The sequence below is a fragment of the Pseudomonas beijingensis genome (genome assembly GCF_030687295.1).
Taxonomy (GTDB): domain Bacteria; phylum Pseudomonadota; class Gammaproteobacteria; order Pseudomonadales; family Pseudomonadaceae; genus Aquipseudomonas; species Aquipseudomonas beijingensis.
This window is the reverse complement of sequence record NZ_CP117425.1, coordinates 3,202,799-3,219,551: the sequence shown is the minus strand read 5'-3', so window position 1 is coordinate 3,219,551 and position 16,753 is coordinate 3,202,799. Positions and strand designations below refer to the sequence as shown.

14 protein-coding genes and 3 tRNA genes are annotated in these 16,753 nt (G+C 58.0%); 3 read left to right on the top strand and 14 right to left on the bottom strand.

All coding sequences use genetic code 11. From position 1 onward, the window contains the following. Positions 1–114: 114 nt before the first annotated feature. The 10 genes from PSH84_RS14630 to PSH84_RS14585 form a co-directional block, all read right to left on the bottom strand. Positions 115–1,002 carry a DUF2242 domain-containing protein gene (locus PSH84_RS14630; protein ID WP_122568036.1) on the bottom strand — a complete coding sequence of 296 codons (888 nt, stop codon included), beginning with the start codon at positions 1,000–1,002 and terminating at the stop codon, positions 115–117. Between the two features lie 1,240 nt (positions 1,003–2,242). Further along, entirely contained in the window at positions 2,243–4,114 is a 1,872-nt protein-coding gene (locus PSH84_RS14625; protein WP_305483148.1) for a SurA N-terminal domain-containing protein, read from the bottom strand. A gap of 224 nt (positions 4,115–4,338) precedes the next feature. Beyond that, on the bottom strand, positions 4,339–4,611 hold the full coding sequence (locus tag PSH84_RS14620; RefSeq protein WP_002552737.1) for an HU family DNA-binding protein: 273 nt from the start codon (positions 4,609–4,611) through the stop codon (positions 4,339–4,341). Between the two features lie 149 nt (positions 4,612–4,760). Further along, positions 4,761–7,157, bottom strand: a complete 2,397-nt coding sequence (gene lon / locus PSH84_RS14615; RefSeq protein WP_122568034.1) for an endopeptidase La — start codon at positions 7,155–7,157, stop codon at positions 4,761–4,763. A gap of 161 nt (positions 7,158–7,318) precedes the next feature. Continuing rightward, positions 7,319–8,602: an ATP-dependent Clp protease ATP-binding subunit ClpX gene (gene clpX, locus PSH84_RS14610; protein ID WP_024778305.1), complete on the bottom strand. Its 1,284-nt coding sequence runs from the start codon at positions 8,600–8,602 to the stop codon at positions 7,319–7,321. A 107-nt stretch (positions 8,603–8,709) separates the two neighbouring features. Beyond that, positions 8,710–9,351, bottom strand: coding sequence for an ATP-dependent Clp endopeptidase proteolytic subunit ClpP (gene clpP / locus PSH84_RS14605; protein ID WP_003183177.1), 642 nt, complete (start codon positions 9,349–9,351; stop codon positions 8,710–8,712). 93 nt (positions 9,352–9,444) lie between these two features. Continuing rightward, positions 9,445–10,755, bottom strand: coding sequence for a trigger factor (gene tig / locus PSH84_RS14600; protein WP_122568033.1), 1,311 nt, complete (start codon positions 10,753–10,755; stop codon positions 9,445–9,447). Between the two features lie 422 nt (positions 10,756–11,177). Next, a tRNA-Leu gene (locus tag PSH84_RS14595) sits at positions 11,178–11,262 on the bottom strand. A 58-nt stretch (positions 11,263–11,320) separates the two neighbouring features. Then, positions 11,321–11,396 (bottom strand) — tRNA-His (locus PSH84_RS14590). Positions 11,397–11,437: 41 nt separating this feature from the next. After that, positions 11,438–11,514 (bottom strand) — tRNA-Arg (locus PSH84_RS14585). A 281-nt stretch (positions 11,515–11,795) separates the two neighbouring features. On the opposite strand from PSH84_RS14585, the gene folD reads away from it, so the two are divergent. Next, complete coding sequence (gene folD, locus PSH84_RS14580; protein ID WP_053120836.1) at positions 11,796–12,650, top strand: bifunctional methylenetetrahydrofolate dehydrogenase/methenyltetrahydrofolate cyclohydrolase FolD; 855 nt, start codon at positions 11,796–11,798, stop codon at positions 12,648–12,650. 344 nt (positions 12,651–12,994) lie between these two features. Beyond that, positions 12,995–13,933, top strand: coding sequence for a D-alanyl-D-alanine endopeptidase (gene pbpG / locus PSH84_RS14575; protein ID WP_122568404.1), 939 nt, complete (start codon positions 12,995–12,997; stop codon positions 13,931–13,933). A gap of 254 nt (positions 13,934–14,187) precedes the next feature. Here the strand turns inward: pbpG and PSH84_RS14570 are convergent, their stop codons facing one another. Beyond that, on the bottom strand, positions 14,188–14,385 hold the full coding sequence (locus PSH84_RS14570; RefSeq protein ID WP_305483147.1) for a DUF6021 family protein: 198 nt from the start codon (positions 14,383–14,385) through the stop codon (positions 14,188–14,190). A gap of 101 nt (positions 14,386–14,486) precedes the next feature. Further along, positions 14,487–15,164: a peptidase C39 family protein gene (locus PSH84_RS14565; RefSeq protein WP_305483146.1), complete on the bottom strand. Its 678-nt coding sequence runs from the start codon at positions 15,162–15,164 to the stop codon at positions 14,487–14,489. A 222-nt stretch (positions 15,165–15,386) separates the two neighbouring features. Between PSH84_RS14565 and PSH84_RS14560 the strand changes: the two genes are divergently transcribed. After that, complete coding sequence (locus PSH84_RS14560; RefSeq protein WP_163006831.1) at positions 15,387–15,551, top strand: hypothetical protein; 165 nt, start codon at positions 15,387–15,389, stop codon at positions 15,549–15,551. Positions 15,552–15,634: 83 nt separating this feature from the next. On the opposite strand, the gene PSH84_RS14555 is transcribed toward PSH84_RS14560, so the two are convergent. Beyond that, on the bottom strand, positions 15,635–16,384 hold the full coding sequence (locus tag PSH84_RS14555) for a TerC family protein (protein ID WP_122568030.1): 750 nt from the start codon (positions 16,382–16,384) through the stop codon (positions 15,635–15,637). 26 nt (positions 16,385–16,410) lie between these two features. Next, positions 16,411–16,662 (bottom strand): hypothetical protein, encoded by a 252-nt coding sequence (locus PSH84_RS14550; protein ID WP_305470400.1) that lies wholly within the window; start codon positions 16,660–16,662, stop codon positions 16,411–16,413. Positions 16,663–16,753 lie beyond the last annotated feature (91 nt).

The window sequence follows — 16,753 nt, the reverse complement described above, 5'->3', positions numbered from 1 at the left end:
TAAAGCTGCTTTATGAACAAAACATGAAGCAAAGGCTTCATGAATTAAACGTAGCACAGGGTCGGAAAATTACCGCGTGAAGTGTGACAGGGCGTAACGCCCCGCCACGGGACCTCAGGAGGCCGGAAGCGGCTGGATCGGCTCGCTCGGGGCCGGCAACGAGCTGGACGGTGGTGGTGGCGGCGTCACGGTTTCCGTCGTCGGCGCAGACTCGAACGACTCAGGCGCAATCGGCGCGGGCTCGCTCGGTGGTGCGACGGGCTCCGACACCGCAGGAGCGGTTTCGGCAGGGGCCGGCGCGGCCTCCTCTACCGGCGTGGCTGCTGCGGGTGCAGGTGCAACAGGTTCCGACGCAGGTGCTGCAACGGGAGCCGGGGCCGGCATCAAGGCGGCCGGTTCAGCCTTGGTTTCCGGGATACCCAGTTCAGCCTTCGGCTTATCGGCGTTCTCAGCCTTCTCGGCAGCTTTCTTCGCCTCGGAGGGCAGGAACAGCTCCACCAGGGCAAAGAAGCGCTCATAGAACTTGGCCGCCGATACGGTTTCGCTGGCGACCTTGACCATCGAATCATCCGAGGAGCCGATCGGCATCGACACCGAACCCAGCACGCCCACACCCAGGCTGGCGGAGTTGTTGGTTTTCTTCAGGGCATAACGGTCCTGCAAGGCGTTGGCGAACATGGTCGCACGGTGTCCGGCACCGCCGTCCTCGGCACAGACCAGATTGAAACTGATCTCCATGTGGGTCTCGCCGGTCTGCTGGAAGCTCTTGTGGCCACTGACCAGCTTCGGATCGCTGCTGGTGATGATGTAGCCCTGGCTGAGCAACGCCCGCCGCCCGGCCTCGCAGGTCGCCGCGTCACTCACCGGGTACGTGCGCGAGAACGTGCCCGAATCATCGAAGTTCTCGTGCTCGTAAATGGCGGTTTTCTTCGACGAGCAACCGGCTGCGGCGGCCAGCACCAATGCAAGCCCGACGGTGCGCATGTGAAATGATTTGAACATTGAACATCCTGAGAGAAACGGTCCGGGGCGTATTGTGCAACAGAACGCGACCTGGCAGCGTGGCTAATCTTGTTTCAAGGGGGTTACAAGTTTACTGGCGGTTGTTTGCAGGAAAAAGACGCTGGTCCGGTAGAGCGACGAATACCCCCGCTTTTGGGCAACAAGCAGATACGAAAACCCTAGCATTTTGGCCTAATGCCGTTTACTTGAGCCGGTTAATGAAGATTTTGACATTCCGCTTCGAGAGGCGTGGTTTTTACCTGGCTTGGTGTGTATATCCGTTTTTTTGCGTAACGGCGGCTTATGGTTCCGCTCTTACAGCGGCTCACTTTTGAAGAGCCCGGAAGCCGGCCCAGTCAAAAGTAACCAAAACGCTTTTGCCCCACCACTCGGTGCCTCGCTTAGGCTCGGCATGCCTGAACGAAGGCATTGCTCCGTGGGCCGCCGCGAAGGGCCATCCATGGCCCAGCGCGGCTAACCCGGCATCCATGCCGGGTTGCCCACTGCGCAACACCTTCGTTCAGCCAGCGTGGTTTAACGGGGCGCCCAAGATCAACGTCCACCGCGAGGCGGCCTGATAGCCGACCTGGCTCTTGGTGAGACCGTATTTCTCCTGTGGGAGCGGGCTTGCTCGCGAAGGCGGTGTGTCAGTTTGCGGTGATGTGGATGGGCCGGCGTCATCGCGAGCAGCTCGCTCCCACAAAGTTCTGCGGCGTATATGCATCTTGTGGCTGCCGAAAATCCATGTGGGAGCGAGCTTGCTCGCGATAGCGGTGGCTCAGCCACATCAATGTCGGCATGTGCCCCGCTCTTGCTGTTGCTCTTGCTTTGGATCTTGATCTTGATCTTGATCTGGACGCCCCGTTAAACCACGCTGGCCGAACGCAGGCAGTGTGGAGTGGGCATCCCGGCATGGATGCCGCGATAGCCGCGCTGGGCCATGGATGGCCCTTCGCGGCGGGCCCACGGAGCAATGCCTTCGTTCGGGCACACCGAGCCTTAGCGAGGTGCCGAGTGGTGGGGCAAAGCGCTTTTGGTTACTTTTGGCTGGTCCGGCTCCCGGCTCTTCCAAAAGTGACCCGCCGTAAGGGCGGAACCATAAGCAGCCGTTACCGCAACAACGGATATACACCCCAAACCCAAAACCCAATCCCCAAAAAAACGGCGCTTCCCATTTCTGAAGAAGCGCCGTTTTTTAAGTGAACAGCATCACAGCCAGGTTTGAAAAAGCATCAAGCAATTAGAAACGCTTGATATCCGCCTGACTCTCCAACTGCTTGCGATAGGCCGCAAAGTCCTGCTGACCCACACGGGACGCAAGGTAGCGACGATATTCTGCTTTCTCTTCGTCAGTCGGTGCCGCTGCTTCGTTCACGCCATTCAGACGCATGACCACCAGGCTGCCGTCAGGCAAAGTCACACTACTGAACGTCGGCTTGTCCTTGGACTCAGGCTTGGGCATGCGGAACAGCGCTTGCAGCACCGCCGGGTCGATGCCTTCCTGGTTGCGGGTGGCCGCCTCGGTGGCTTTCCAGCCCTGGCCGTCGACCGGTTTGTCCAGTGCCGCCTTGCCATCGCGCAGGCTGGCGATCAGCTCGTCGGCGCGGGTCTTGGCCGCTGCGCTGGCGTGTTCCTTGGCCAATTGAGCGCGAATGGGCCCGGACACCTTGTCCAGCGGCAGTTGCTCAGGCTTGCGGTGCTCCTTGGCACGCAGCACCACGACGGTTTCCGGGTCCAGCTCGATGGCGGTGCTGTTGGCACCTTCATCCAGCACTTCCGGACTGAACGCCGCTGTGACCACGGCACGATTGGCCGCAATTCCTTCGCCGCCTTCACGACCGAACGGGGCCGATGTGTGGACGGTCAGCTTCAGGTCCTGAGCCGGTTGCGCCAGGTCGGACGCTTCGAACGAGGCATCCTCCAGTTGCTTGCTCGCCTCCACGAAACGCTGCTCCACCTGCTGAGTCTTCAGCTCGCGAGTCAGCTTGTCCTTGAGACTGGCAAAGGTCGGCACTTCAGGCGCTTCAACACCCAGCAGCTTGATCAGGTGCAGACCGAAGTCGGTGCGGACCGGTGCCGAGACCTGATCCTTGCTCAAGGCGTACAAGGCCTTTTCGAATTCCGGATCGTAGACGCCCGGGCCGGCATAACCGAGATCACCACCGTTGTTCGCCGAACCCGGATCCTGGGAAAACTCCTTCGCCAGGGCCTCAAACGACTCGCCTTTGGCCAGGCGAGCCTGGATCTCTTCAATCTTCGCCTTGGCCTGGGCTTCGGTCACCTTGTCGTTCACTTCGATCAAGATGTGCGCAGCGCGACGCTGTTCGGACAGGTTGGCGATTTCTTTCTGATAGGCCGCTTGCAGGTCTTCGTCCTTGACGCTGACCTGATCAAAGAAAGAGGCTTTCTTCAGCTCGAGGTAATCGATGACCACCTGGTCAGGCGTCATGAATTCCTTGGCGTGTTGGTCGTAGTAAGCCTTGACCTCGTCATCGGTCAGCTTCACCGACGCAGGATCGGCCTTGATGTTCAAGGTGGCGAAATCACGGGTCTGCTTTTCCAGGCGGGCGAATGCCAACACTTGGGCATCGGTGACAAAACCGCTGCCCGCCAGGCCTGCGCGCAACTGACCGATCAGCATTTCCTGAGCCAGCATCTGGCGGAATTGCATACGGCTGTAACCCAGCTGGCGGATCACTTGATCGAAACGCTCAGCGCTGAATTTGCCATCGACCTGGAACTCAGGCGTTTGCAGGATTACTTGATCGAGCGCAGCTTCGGAGAAAGCGAATTTCGCATCGTGCGCACCTTGCAGCAACAACTTGCGGTCGATCAGGCCCTTGAGCGCCGAATCGCGCAGCATTTTTTCGTCCAGCAGGGAGGCGTCGAAATCCTTGCCCAACTGTTGCATGAGCTGACGGCGTTGCATGTCGACCGCCTGGCTCAGCTCGTTCTGGCTGATTTTTTCGCCGTTGACCTTGGCCGCGTCATTGCTATTGGTGGTGGCTTGAAAAATGGCATCGAAACCGGTCAACGCCATCAATGCGACGATGACCCCGATGATGGTCTTGGCAATCCAGCCTTGTGAATTGTCCCTGATATTCTGCAGCATGCGTCCCCCAGAAACGGTTGAACTTCAAATTTAGGCAACCGTGGAGCGTGGGTAGAACCCGGATAGAAGAAAGGCGCATCCGAGGATGCGCCTTCTCGTAACTGGCGGAGCGGACCGGGCTCGAACCTGCAAGCCCTGGCGTGCCAGACCGGTTGCAACCGGCCGTATTACCGCTCCGCTGCCAAGCCAGGCATGACCCCGACACGGATAAACTCAACGAAACCTTAGTTAACGGCTTCTTTCAGTGCTTTACCAGCTTTGAAGCCTGGCTTTTTGGCAGCAGCGATTTCCAGCGTCTTACCGGTCTGCGGGTTGCGACCGATACGAGCAGGACGATCGGTCACGGAGAAGGTGCCGAAACCAACCAGAACAACGGAGTCGCCAGCCTTGAGAGCGCCAGTGACGGATTCGATTACAGCGTCCAGCGCACGGCCAGCAGCAGCTTTCGGGATATCAGCGGATGCAGCGATAGCATCAATCAGTTCCGACTTGTTCACTCTAAGTCCCCTTATATCTATTTGAGATGATTCTAAGTTTTTTTGGTGAAAGCAAAAACGAGTGCTGAATGGCCTGCAGACACTTAAGAGCCGCTTTATAACAAGGGCTCTAAAAAACTGTCAAGGAAGGCCCCCCAGGCAAATGCGTATTAATGCGTGCTAATTCTTTCCTTAGAGTCAGACTCTCGCTTTTCTTCCTTCGCGACAATCTCCGGAGCCACATCCGGCAAGGGCTCCGGCGCGTATTGCAGCGCAATTTGCAGGACCTCGTCAATCCATTTAACCGGTTTGATCTGAAGATCTTGCTTGATGTTGTCAGGAATTTCCTTCAGATCGCGGACATTCTCTTCGGGAATGATCACGATCTTGATCCCGCCACGGTGTGCCGCCAGCAGTTTTTCCTTCAAGCCGCCGATCGCCAGGACCTGGCCGCGCAGCGTGATTTCACCCGTCATGGCGACGTCGGCGCGCACTGGGATACTGGTCAACGCCGAGACCAGGGCCGTGCACATGCCTACACCGGCGCTTGGACCGTCCTTGGGCGTAGCCCCTTCGGGCATGTGTATATGCGTGTCGCGCTTCTCATGGAAGTCCAGGGGAATGCCCAGGCTCCGGGCGCGGCTGCGCACCACCGTCAGCGCCGCGGTGATCGATTCGACCATCACGTCGCCCAGGGAACCAGTCTTGATCAGTTGACCCTTACCCGGTACCACGGCCGCTTCGATGGTGAGCAGCTCACCACCGACCTGAGTCCACGCCAGGCCAGTCACCTGGCCGATCTGGTCCTGCTGCTCGGCCAGGCCGTAGCGGAACTTGCGCACGCCCAGGAAGTGCTCCAGCAGGTCCGCAGTGACCTTGACCGCGAAGCGTTTTTCCAGCGCATGTTCCTTGACCGCCTTGCGGCAGACCTTGGCAATCTGCCGCTCCAGGCCCCGCACACCAGCTTCGCGGGTGTAGTAGCGGATGATGTCGCGAATCGCTTCCTCGTCGAATTCCAGTTCGCCTTTTTTCAGGCCGTTGGCCTGGATCTGCTTGGGCGAAAGGTACTTCACGGCGATGTTGATCTTCTCGTCTTCGGTGTAGCCCGGCAGACGAATCACCTCCATCCGATCCAGCAATGCCGGCGGAATGTTCATGGAGTTGGAGGTGCAGAGGAACATCACGTCCGACAGGTCGTAGTCAACCTCCAGGTAGTGATCGTTGAAGTTGTGATTCTGCTCAGGATCGAGCACTTCGAGCAACGCAGAGGCGGGATCGCCGCGCATGTCGCTGCCCATCTTGTCGATTTCGTCCAAAAGGAACAGCGGATTGCGCACGCCGACTTTTGTCATCTTTTGAATCAATCTTCCCGGCATCGAACCGATATAGGTCCGGCGATGACCACGAATTTCCGCTTCGTCGCGCACACCACCCAAGGCCATGCGTACGAATTTGCGGTTGGTCGCGTGGGCAATCGACTCCGCAAGGGAGGTTTTACCAACCCCGGGAGGACCGACCAGGCAAAGGACCGGACCGCGAATCTTTTTCACACGCTTCTGCACGGCGAGGTACTCAAGGATGCGTTCCTTGACCTCTTCCAGACCGTAATGGTCGGCGTCGAGGATGTCTTCGGCGCGTGCCAGGTCCAGACGCACCTTGCTCTGGGCCTTCCACGGCACCTGGACCAGCCAGTCGATGTAGGAGCGCACCACGGTGGCTTCGGCAGACATCGGCGACATTTGCTTGAGCTTGTTCAACTCAGCCTGGGCCTTGGCCAAGGCGTCCTTGGGCAAGCCGGCGGCATCGATGCGCTTTTTCAGCTCCTCGATTTCGTTGTGGCCCTCGTCGCCATCGCCCAACTCTTTCTGAATGGCCTTCATCTGCTCATTCAGGTAGTACTCGCGCTGGCTGCGCTCCATCTGCTTCTTGACGCGACCGCGAATGCGTTTTTCGACCTGCAACAGGTCGATTTCGCCGTCGAGCAACGCCAGCACGTGCTCGACACGGGCCGACAGATCGATGATCTCGAGAATTTCCTGCTTCTGCTCGATCTTGAGGGCCATGTGGGCCGCCATCGTATCGACCAGCCGCCCAGGCTCGTCGATGCTGTTAAGCGACGACAGGACCTCTGCAGGCACCTTCTTGCCCAACTGCACGTATTGTTCGAACTGTGACAGCAGGCTGCGGACAAACACCTCTGATTCACGCTCGGGCGCATCGACTTCTTCGATCAGCGACACTTCGGCCCGGCAATGGCCGTCCACTTCGCTGAAACGTTCAACAGTACCGCGCTGCTCGCCTTCGACCAGGACCTTGACGGTACCGTCGGGCAACTTGAGCAATTGCAGAACCGTTGCAATCGTACCTACGCGATACAGTGCGTCTTCGCCGGGATCATCGTCGGCTGGATTTCTCTGAGCCAGCAGAAGAATCTGCTTGTCACCCGTCATCGCAGCCTCGAGGGCTTCGATGGACTTCTCGCGCCCCACGAACAGCGGGATAACCATGTGCGGATACACCACGACATCGCGCAATGGCAGGAGAGGCAATTCGATGGTTGTCTTCATGATTTCGCCTCTACGGCGGCCCTAGGGCCGGAAACAGATGGAAGTAAGCTTGAAACCAAGATGGGGGCAGCCTTGAAAAAAAACAAGCGCTAAGACACGTCTAAAACACGCTAAAAGCAAAGGGGCCCGAAGGCCCCTTCTTTGTTCCGGCAGCAGGACGCTTATGCGTCCGGAGCGGCCTTGGCAGCCGGCTCACTGTTTTCATAGATATACAGTGGCTTGGACTTGCCTTCTATAACGCTTTCATCGATCACGACTTTACTCACCTCGGACTGCGAGGGGATTTCATACATCGTGTCGAGCAATACGCCTTCGAGAATCGAGCGCAAACCACGGGCACCGGTCTTACGCTCCAGGGCACGTTTAGCGACAGATTTCAGCGCGTCGGAACGGAATTCCAGGTCTACACCTTCCATTTCGAACAGCTTGGCATACTGCTTGGTCAGGGCGTTTTTCGGCTCGGTCAGAATCTGCATCAACGCCGCTTCATCCAACTCGTCCAGCGTCGCCAGGACCGGCAGACGACCGACGAATTCCGGGATCAGACCGAACTTGACCAAATCGTCAGGTTCGACTTCACGCAGGGACTCACCGACCTTCTTGCCCTCTTCCTTGCTGCGCACTTCGGCGTTGAAACCAATGCCACCACGGGTGGAACGGTTTTGAATAACCTTTTCCAGGCCGGAAAACGCACCACCGCAGATGAACAGGATGTTACGGGTGTCGACCTGCAGGAACTCCTGCTGCGGATGCTTGCGACCACCTTGGGGTGGAACGGAAGCGACCGTGCCTTCGATCAACTTGAGCAAGGCCTGCTGCACGCCCTCACCGGAAACATCCCGGGTGATGGACGGGTTGTCGGACTTGCGGGAAATCTTGTCGATTTCGTCGATGTAGACAATGCCCATCTGGGCTTTTTCCACATCGTAGTCGCACTTCTGCAACAACTTCTGAATGATGTTCTCGACGTCTTCACCTACATAACCCGCCTCGGTGAGGGTGGTTGCGTCGGCGATGGTGAACGGAACGTTCAGCAAACGGGCCAGGGTTTCGGCAAGCAGGGTCTTACCCGAGCCTGTCGGGCCGATCAGCAGAATGTTGCTCTTGCCGAGTTCGACCTCGTCATTCTTTTTGTCACGCTGGTTCAGGCGCTTGTAGTGGTTGTATACCGCTACGGCCAGTACCTTTTTTGCACGTTCCTGACCAATCACATACTGATCAAGGATGCCGCTGATTTCTTTAGGCGAAGGCAATTTATGCGCGCTGCTCTCGGCCTGGGCTTCCTGCACCTCCTCGCGGATGATGTCATTGCACAGGTCGACGCACTCGTCGCAAATGAAGACCGAGGGGCCGGCAATCAATTTGCGCACTTCATGCTGGCTTTTGCCACAGAAGGAGCAATAAAGCAGTTTGCCGTTGTCCTCGCCGTTGCGGGTGTCAGTCATTCGATCGATCCAAATCCGATAGGCTTGCAACACAAGATGAAGGCAATTGCGGGCTTTTTCAAGCCCGCAGGCGGCCGGTCATCCCAACCACCTGCATTTTGAGCGGCTTAGGCAGGCATTTGACGCTTGTTGATCACCGAGTCGATCAGGCCATATTCGGCTGCACGCTCGGCGCTCATGAAGTTGTCACGCTCGGTGTCGCGCTCAATGGTTTCGAGGCTTTGGCCGGTGTGATGGGCCAACAACGAATTCAGGCGCGAACGAATGTGGAGGATTTCCTTGGCATGGATGTCGATGTCCGACGCCTGGCCCTGGAAGCCGCCCAATGGCTGGTGAATCATCATCCGCGAGTTAGGCAGGCAGTGGCGCTTGCCCGCTGCGCCGCCGGCGAGCAGGAAGGCACCCATGCTGCAGGCCTGGCCGATGCAGATGGTGGAAACGTCAGGCTTGATGAACTGCATGGTGTCGTAGATCGACATGCCCGCAGTCACCGAACCGCCAGGTGAGTTGATGTACAGATGGATATCCTTGTCCGGGTTTTCCGCTTCAAGGAACAACAGTTGCGCCGCGACCAGGTTGGCCATGTAGTCTTCAACGGGGCCGATCAGGAAGATGACGCGTTCCTTGAGCAGACGCGAGTAGATGTCATAGGCACGTTCGCCGCGGGCGGACTGCTCGATAACCATCGGGACCAGGCCGCCTGCGGCCTGGATGTCAGAGCTCTGCTGATAAAAAGAATTGCGGGACATGTCTCGCAGTCACTCCCAAATAGTTATGTCTTGAATACGCATAAGCCAGCACGAAGGCTGGCTTATGGGTGTTTATTTCTTACCGCAGAACCATCAATCGGCTTGTGGAGCTTCCACCGGCTTGACCGCTTCTTCGTAAGAGACCGCTTTATCGGTCACGCTAGCTTTCTGCAGAACAGTATCCACAACTTGTTCTTCCAGCACAACCGAACGGACTTCGTTCAGTTGCTGGTCGTTCTTGTAGTACCAGGACACGACTTGCTCAGGCTCTTGATAGGCCGAGGCCATTTCCTGGATCAGCTCGCGAACGCGGGCTTCGTCAGGCTTGAGCTCGAACTGCTTGACCACTTCGGCAACGATCAGGCCCAGCACGACGCGGCGCTTGGCTTGCTCTTCGAACAGCTCGGCAGGCAGCTGGTCCGGCTTGATGTTGCCGCCAAACTGTTGAACAGCCTGCACACGCAGACGGTTCACTTCGTTGTCCAGCAAAGCCTTTGGCACTTCGATCGGGTTGGAGGCCAGCAGACCGTCCATGACCTGGTTCTTGACCTTGGACTTGATGGCCTGGCGCAGCTCACGCTCCATGTTCTTGCGAACTTCGGCGCGGAAACCTTCCAGACCGGTTTCCTTGATGCCGAACTGGGCGAAGAACTCTTCGTTCAGCTCAGGCAGTTTCGGCTCGGAAACGCTGTTGACGGTTACGGTGAACTCGGCGGCTTTGCCAGCCAGGTCCAGGTTCTGGTAGTCCTCAGGGAAGGTCACGTTCAGAACGCGCTCTTCACCGGCCTTGGCGCCAACCAGGCCATCTTCGAAACCAGGAATCATGCGACCGGAGCCCAACACCAGCTGGGTGGCCTTGGCAGAACCGCCAGCGAACACTTCGCCGTCGACCTTGCCGACGAAATCGATGTTCAGCTGATCTTCGTTCTGGGCAGCACGCTCGGTCACTTCGAAACGGGTGTTCTGCTTGCGCAGGATGTCCAGCATCTTGTCCAGGTCGGCATCCGACACGTCAGCGCTCAGGCGCTCGACGGCGATGGATTCGAAACCGGCAACCGTGAACTCAGGGAACACTTCGAACGTGGCGACGAACTCCAGGTCCTTGCCTTTTTCCAGCACTTTAGGCTCGACGGACGGGGCGCCGGCCGGGTTCAGCTTCTGCTCGACGACCGCTTCGTAGAACGAAGACTGGATCACATCGCCCACGGCTTCCTGACGCGCATCAGCTTCGTAACGCTGACGGATCACGCTCATTGGCACTTTGCCTGGGCGGAAACCTGGGATTTTGGCCTTTTGGGCAGTCTGCTGCAGACGCTTGTTGACCTGAGTCTCGATACGCTCAGCCGGCACGGTGATGCTCATGCGGCGCTCAAGAGCAGAAGTATTTTCAACAGAAACTTGCATGGATATTCCTCGTTGCACAGACGTTGGCCGGGCGTTTCCGACCCCAGAATCAAGGGCATGCATTCTAGTAGGTCAAACTCAAGAAGTCACCCTACTGAAAACGCGCTGGAAACAGGCGCCGGATTTAGGACGGGGCAAACGGTCATGCCCCACCCGGATTGCAAATACAGTCGATTCAATCCAAGGCTCTGCGCCAACGCTTCTATATATAGAAGCGACTTGTCCGGTCGCGCAGCGCCCCGTCCCACAAGGAGACCGACGGGCATGCCGCGCATCATCACGAAACACATTCGCGACGAACCGACCGCAGCGCACAACCACAAAAACAGTGCCGACGCCAAACACAGAACCATTGAAAACAAAAACGGCGCAGCCCTTTTCAGGTACTGCGCCGTTTTCTGCTATTTAAATAGCGACTTGTATGGTGCGGACGGAGAGACTCGAACTCTCACACCTTGCGGCGCTGGAACCTAAATCCAGTGTGTCTACCAATTCCACCACATCCGCGTATCAAGCTTTTAAAGCAAAGGCGCCAGATTGTTAGATCTGGCGCCTCTCTAGAATATGGGGTGGACGATGGGGATCGAACCCACGACAACGGGAGTCACAATCCCGTGCTCTACCAACTGAGCTACGCCCACCATATTGCCTTGTTGCCTTACTTGTGCCAAAGCTGCCTAATTGGCGCACCCGGCAGGACTCGAACCTGCGACCATCCGCTTAGAAGGCGGATGCTCTATCCAGCTGAGCTACGGGCGCCTTTTTAATCTGTATTCTTGGACGATTACAAACTAAGTGCTTTCAGTTTTGCCGAGTTGAAACAACCAACTCCGCTCCACCTTCTTAACCAGTGCTAGGCTGTGCCCGACAAGTGCGACGAATGTTATAGACGGCCTGATAGGTCGTCAACTCTTTTTTAAAAAAAATTCATTTAATTAAAGGGGTTAGGGGAATTTGCAGACCAAGCGCCTTTGCCCTCACGCCCCGGCATGCGAGAATGCGTTCTCTTTTTTTCCCCTCTCGATGGTTAACCACGCGCAATGACTGCACAACTTATCGACGGCAAATCGATCGCCGCCAGCCTGCGCCAGCAGATCGCCCAACGAGTCACCGAGCGCCGCCAGCAAGGCCTGCGTACGCCCGGCCTTGCGGTGATCCTGGTCGGCAGCGATCCTGCCTCTCAGGTTTATGTCTCGCACAAGCGTAAAGACTGTGAAGAGGTCGGCTTCCTTTCCCAGGCCTACGACCTGCCTTCCGAAACCACCCAGCAAGCGTTGGCCGATCTGATCGATCGCCTGAACGACGATCCGAACATCGACGGTGTTCTGCTCCAGTTGCCGCTGCCTGAACACCTCGACGCCTCCAAGCTGCTGGAGCGCATCCGCCCGGACAAAGACGTCGACGGTTTCCATCCTTATAACGTCGGCCGCCTGGCCCAGCGTATCCCACTGCTTCGCCCCTGCACCCCCAAAGGCATCATGACCTTGCTGGAAAGCACTGGCGTGGACCTGTATGGCCTCGATGCCGTGGTGGTAGGGGCGTCCAACATTGTTGGCCGTCCGATGGCCATGGAACTGCTGCTGGCCGGCTGCACCGTGACCGTGACCCATCGTTTCACCAAGGACCTGGCCGGCCATGTCGGCCGTGCCGACCTGGTGGTGGTGGCCGCCGGCAAACCCGGCTTGGTCAGGGGCGAGTGGATCAAGGAAGGCGCCATCGTCATCGACGTGGGCATCAATCGCCAGGACGACGGCAAGCTGGTGGGTGACGTGGTCTACGAGACCGCCCTGCCCCGCGCCGGCTGGATCACCCCGGTCCCCGGCGGCGTCGGCCCGATGACCCGCGCCTGCCTGCTGGAAAACACGTTGTACGCGGCCGAGACGCTGCATAGCTGATAGACGCGCTAACAAAGACCCTGTGGGAGCGAGCGTGCTCGCGATAGCGGTGGACCGGCCAACATCCAGTTGACTGACACACCGCTATCGCGAGCAAGCTCGCTCCCACAGGTGTTTCTGGGGCCCGGACTTTAGCCGCCAGGGATCGAGCGCGTACGCGGAGCACGCGAATTACGAATTTTTCAGATTCGATTCGCCAGAATCCTCCTTCATTAAACTTTATTTATTCACAAGCCTTGGCGATACAGGCATATAGCGCTGCTGTCGCCCATACTCCTAGAATGCGACGTTTTTTTTAAAAGTCGTTGCTCAACGGCACCTTCAACTCCATCGAGTCTACTCGCGTGAAAATCCGCCTTTCGATCATTAGCCTGTTCTTCGCTTTCACAGGCCCTTTTATCACGCAAAATGCCGTTGCCCAGGAAACCATCGCAGCGCCTCGGGATACGGCCAAGCTGCAAGTTGCCTCGGGCAGCGCGATGCTGTTGGACCTGCAGACGGATAAAGTCGTTTATTCGAGCAACCCGGACGTGGTGGTGCCCATCGCTTCGGTGACCAAGCTGATGACCGGCCTGATCGTGCTGGATGCCAAACAGAACCTGGATGAATACATTTCCATCACCATCGCCAACACCCCGGAGATGAAGGGGGTGTTTTCCCGGGTCAAGCTCAACAGCGAACTGTCGCGCCGGGACGTGCTGTTGATCGCCCTGATGTCTTCGGAAAACCGCGCCGCCGCTAGCCTTGCCCACCACTATCCGGGCGGCTACGCAGCGTTCATTGCCGCGATGAACGCGAAGGCCAAGGCGCTGGGCATGACCAGCACGCATTACGTCGAACCCACGGGCCTGTCGATCCACAACGTCTCCACCGCCCGGGACCTGACCAAACTGCTGATCGCCGCCCGCAAGTACCCACTGCTGAGCGAACTGAGTACGACCAAGGAAAAGACCGTTACCTTCCGCAAGCCCGTATATAGCCTGGGGTTCCGTAATACCGATCACCTGGTCCACAAGGCCAACTGGGACATCCAACTGACCAAGACCGGTTTCACCAACCAGGCCGGACACTGCCTGGTGTTGGTGACGAAGATGGGTAATCGCCCGATGGCGCTGGTGATCCTCGACGCCTTTGGCAAGTACACGCACTTCGCCGATGCCAGCCGGATTCGTAGCTGGGTGGAAACCGGAAAAAGCGCCGCCGTGCCGGCGGTGGCCCTGCAATACAAGGCTGCCAAGAATCTCAAGAGCCGCCAGAGTGGTGTGGTGGAGGCCTCCAAGTAAGCCGCGCGTTGTAATGCTGTTCACTTAGAAAAAGCGGCGCTTCTTTTTGGGAGCGCCGTTTTTTTTTGCTTGGATTTTGAGTTTTGGGTGTATATCCGTTTCTTCGGTAACGGCTACTTAGGGTTCCGCCCTGACGGCGGGTCAATTTCGAAAAGCCCGGAAGCCGGCTCTTTCAAAAGTGACCCGCTGTAAGAGCGGAACCATAAGCCGCCGTTACGCAAAAAACGGATATACACACCAAACCACGCGTCTATCTACGGCTTCAGGTCACCCAGCGGATCATAAGACCTGGGCTTGCCCTCATCCTTCTTCTCGTCCAGAGGCGCCTTGGCCGGCCCTACCGGATCGACCTGGGGATCCTCAAGGTCCGGCGAATCCGGATCGAACCCCAGGTCATCACCGCTGGAATGCTCCGATGAATGTGGCCCCGTAGGTGTTTTCGACTGTGCCATGCGTGCCTCCTCCAATCACGGTCGGAAAATGCCCCAACCCTGACAATAAGAGCCCCAGGACTGCCGGGTCGTGCCCGCCAAGTGACGAACGGGCCGATCAATCAATGCGCAGCGCCCAGGGCCTTGGTGGCCCGCGCCGCAGCTTGCTCCTGCCCTGCCCCGCCCAGATCAGCCGCTGCTTTCAACCAACGCTGTGAATCGACATTGGCGGGAAGCTGGGTGGGTCGCTGCACAAGCACCGCCCAGCCGCCCGCACTCTGAAAGGCCGATTCGAAGGCACTGAAGCTCATCAACTGCCGCGGGTTCATGCCGGCACGCAGCAATACCGTCTGCTTCTGACGGTTGTAGCCGGCGAGAATCCCATACCGAGGCTCGGCCCAGAACGCCGAACCGTCGATATAGCGCACCAGCACCGGATAGCCCGCCGCGACCTGCTCCAACAGCGCAGGCAGCTTGGCGTCGAGGGGATACACCAGCATTCCATACTCGCGCGCCAGGGTGGACATATTCTGCTGCAAACCGGCTTCGCCACCCGGTAGGTGCAACGGTTTTTCCAGCAACCCCGGAGTGATCACGGTGCCTTGCAACGTCAACAGAGCGGCCAGGGACTGCGGGGCTCCCTGGTGCATTTCACCACGGTAGAACGGGACGCTGTTGAGCTCCACCCGCTCGGGCAGGCGCTGGATCTGCGGCGATACGCTGCCCGCGCAACCCGCCAGGGCGACGAGGCAGGACGCCGCCAGTACCAGTGATCGAAACGATAAAATGACCGGCGACATAACGACTCTCTTGTTCAGGCACCCGGCATCCAGGCCAGGCTCGGGTCGACGATCATAAGGTGCGCCCAGCCCTGGGTATAGCCATAACCCTCGTTTTACGACGGCAATAGAACGAACCGATCCGAACCCAAGCGCCACAGATCGATTAGCTGCAACACTTGAGCGACTAGACTGTCCATTGTACTGAGTGCGATATCCCGGACCGGGATAGAAGGAGGCACAATGAGCCTGACGACGACAATCCTGATGCTGGTATTCGGCTGGCTGAGCGTAGCCACGGCCATGCTGTGGGGAGTGCTCCGAATCGCCCGGCGCCATCATCACGCGCCACCAGCGCCATCGGAAAAAGCCACCAAACCTGCCCGGCGCCACGCCGCCGCACACTGACTGCTCACTTTCACACCTATATTTCTCAAATCCAAAAAAAAGCCACCCGGGCCTGGACCCGGGTGGCTTCTGTCTGCCTGGAATCAGGCGTTGTCGGGCAGCGTCTTTTCCCTGGCTCGACGGGACAACATGTTCAACACCTCGATCGCCGCCGAGAACGCCATGGCCGCGTAGATATAGCCCTTGGGCACATGGGCGCCGAAGCCTTCGGCGATCAGCGTCATGCCGATCATGATCAGGAAGCCCAGGGCCAGCATGACCACCGTCGGGTTGTCATTGATGAACTTGGCCAGCGGTTCGGCCGCCAACAGCATCACCAGCACCGAAACGACGACTGCGATGATCATGATCGGCAGATGCTCGGTCATGCCCACGGCCGTGATGATGCTGTCGATGGAAAATACCAGGTCCAACATCAGGATCTGACCGATGGCCGCGGCGAAGCCCAGGGTCACGCCGGACGTGGCCGACTTGGGATCATTCGGCGCCGGGTCCATGCTGTGGTGGATTTCAGTGGTCGCTTTCCACAGCAAGAACAGGCCACCGGCGATCAGGATCATGTCCTTCCAGGAGAACGCCTGGCCGAGGATTTCGATGACCGGCTCGGTCAACTGCACAATGAAGGCAATGGTGCTCAACAAGCCCAGGCGCAGGATCAACGCCATGCCGATACCGATCCGCCGCGCCTTGGCACGATGTTGTACGGGCAGCTTGTTGGTCAAAATCGAAATGAAGATCAGGTTATCGATGCCAAGCACGATTTCCATCACGACCAGAGTCGCCAGGGCGATCCACGCGGTGGGGCTGGCGGCGAGCTGTAAAAGATAATCCATGGGTCAGTCCTGACTGATGTGACGCGTTAGATGGTTTTGGTAGGGGTTTGGGTTTCGTCAGCTTTGTCCGACGGTTCTTTCTTCGGGCTGATCAAGCCGCCAGTGGCTTCGCTGATCGCCTGTTCGGCGGCCTTGTGGGTATCGTCGATGGCCTGCTTGGCGGTTTCCGCAGCCTGCCCCATCAGTTGCTGGGCACTTTTTTCAGCCTGCTCACAGCCCGCCAGTGTCAGTGCAGACATGACCAACAGGGACGCAAGCCCGAAGGATTTGTATGTCATGAAATAAATGCCTCTTGAGAAATAGAAGGAGCACGAAAGTGGCCCACCAATGGCGAGGCATTCTAGAGAGGCGAATACTTCAGGAAAATTC

Coding starts and splice junctions, on each gene's coding strand:
- clpX (WP_024778305.1), bottom strand. CDS start 8,602: ATGACTGACACCCGCAACGGCGAGGACAACGGCAAACTGCTTTATTGC.
- tig (WP_122568033.1), bottom strand. CDS start 10,755: ATGCAAGTTTCTGTTGAAAATACTTCTGCTCTTGAGCGCCGCATGAGC.
- PSH84_RS14550 (WP_305470400.1), bottom strand. CDS start 16,662: ATGACATACAAATCCTTCGGGCTTGCGTCCCTGTTGGTCATGTCTGCA.
- PSH84_RS14560 (WP_163006831.1), top strand. CDS start 15,387: ATGAGCCTGACGACGACAATCCTGATGCTGGTATTCGGCTGGCTGAGC.
- PSH84_RS14555 (WP_122568030.1), bottom strand. CDS start 16,384: ATGGATTATCTTTTACAGCTCGCCGCCAGCCCCACCGCGTGGATCGCC.
- PSH84_RS14625 (WP_305483148.1), bottom strand. CDS start 4,114: ATGCTGCAGAATATCAGGGACAATTCACAAGGCTGGATTGCCAAGACC.
- clpP (WP_003183177.1), bottom strand. CDS start 9,351: ATGTCCCGCAATTCTTTTTATCAGCAGAGCTCTGACATCCAGGCCGCA.
- lon (WP_122568034.1), bottom strand. CDS start 7,157: ATGAAGACAACCATCGAATTGCCTCTCCTGCCATTGCGCGATGTCGTG.
- PSH84_RS14630 (WP_122568036.1), bottom strand. CDS start 1,002: ATGTTCAAATCATTTCACATGCGCACCGTCGGGCTTGCATTGGTGCTG.
- PSH84_RS14570 (WP_305483147.1), bottom strand. CDS start 14,385: ATGGCACAGTCGAAAACACCTACGGGGCCACATTCATCGGAGCATTCC.
- folD (WP_053120836.1), top strand. CDS start 11,796: ATGACTGCACAACTTATCGACGGCAAATCGATCGCCGCCAGCCTGCGC.
- PSH84_RS14565 (WP_305483146.1), bottom strand. CDS start 15,164: ATGTCGCCGGTCATTTTATCGTTTCGATCACTGGTACTGGCGGCGTCC.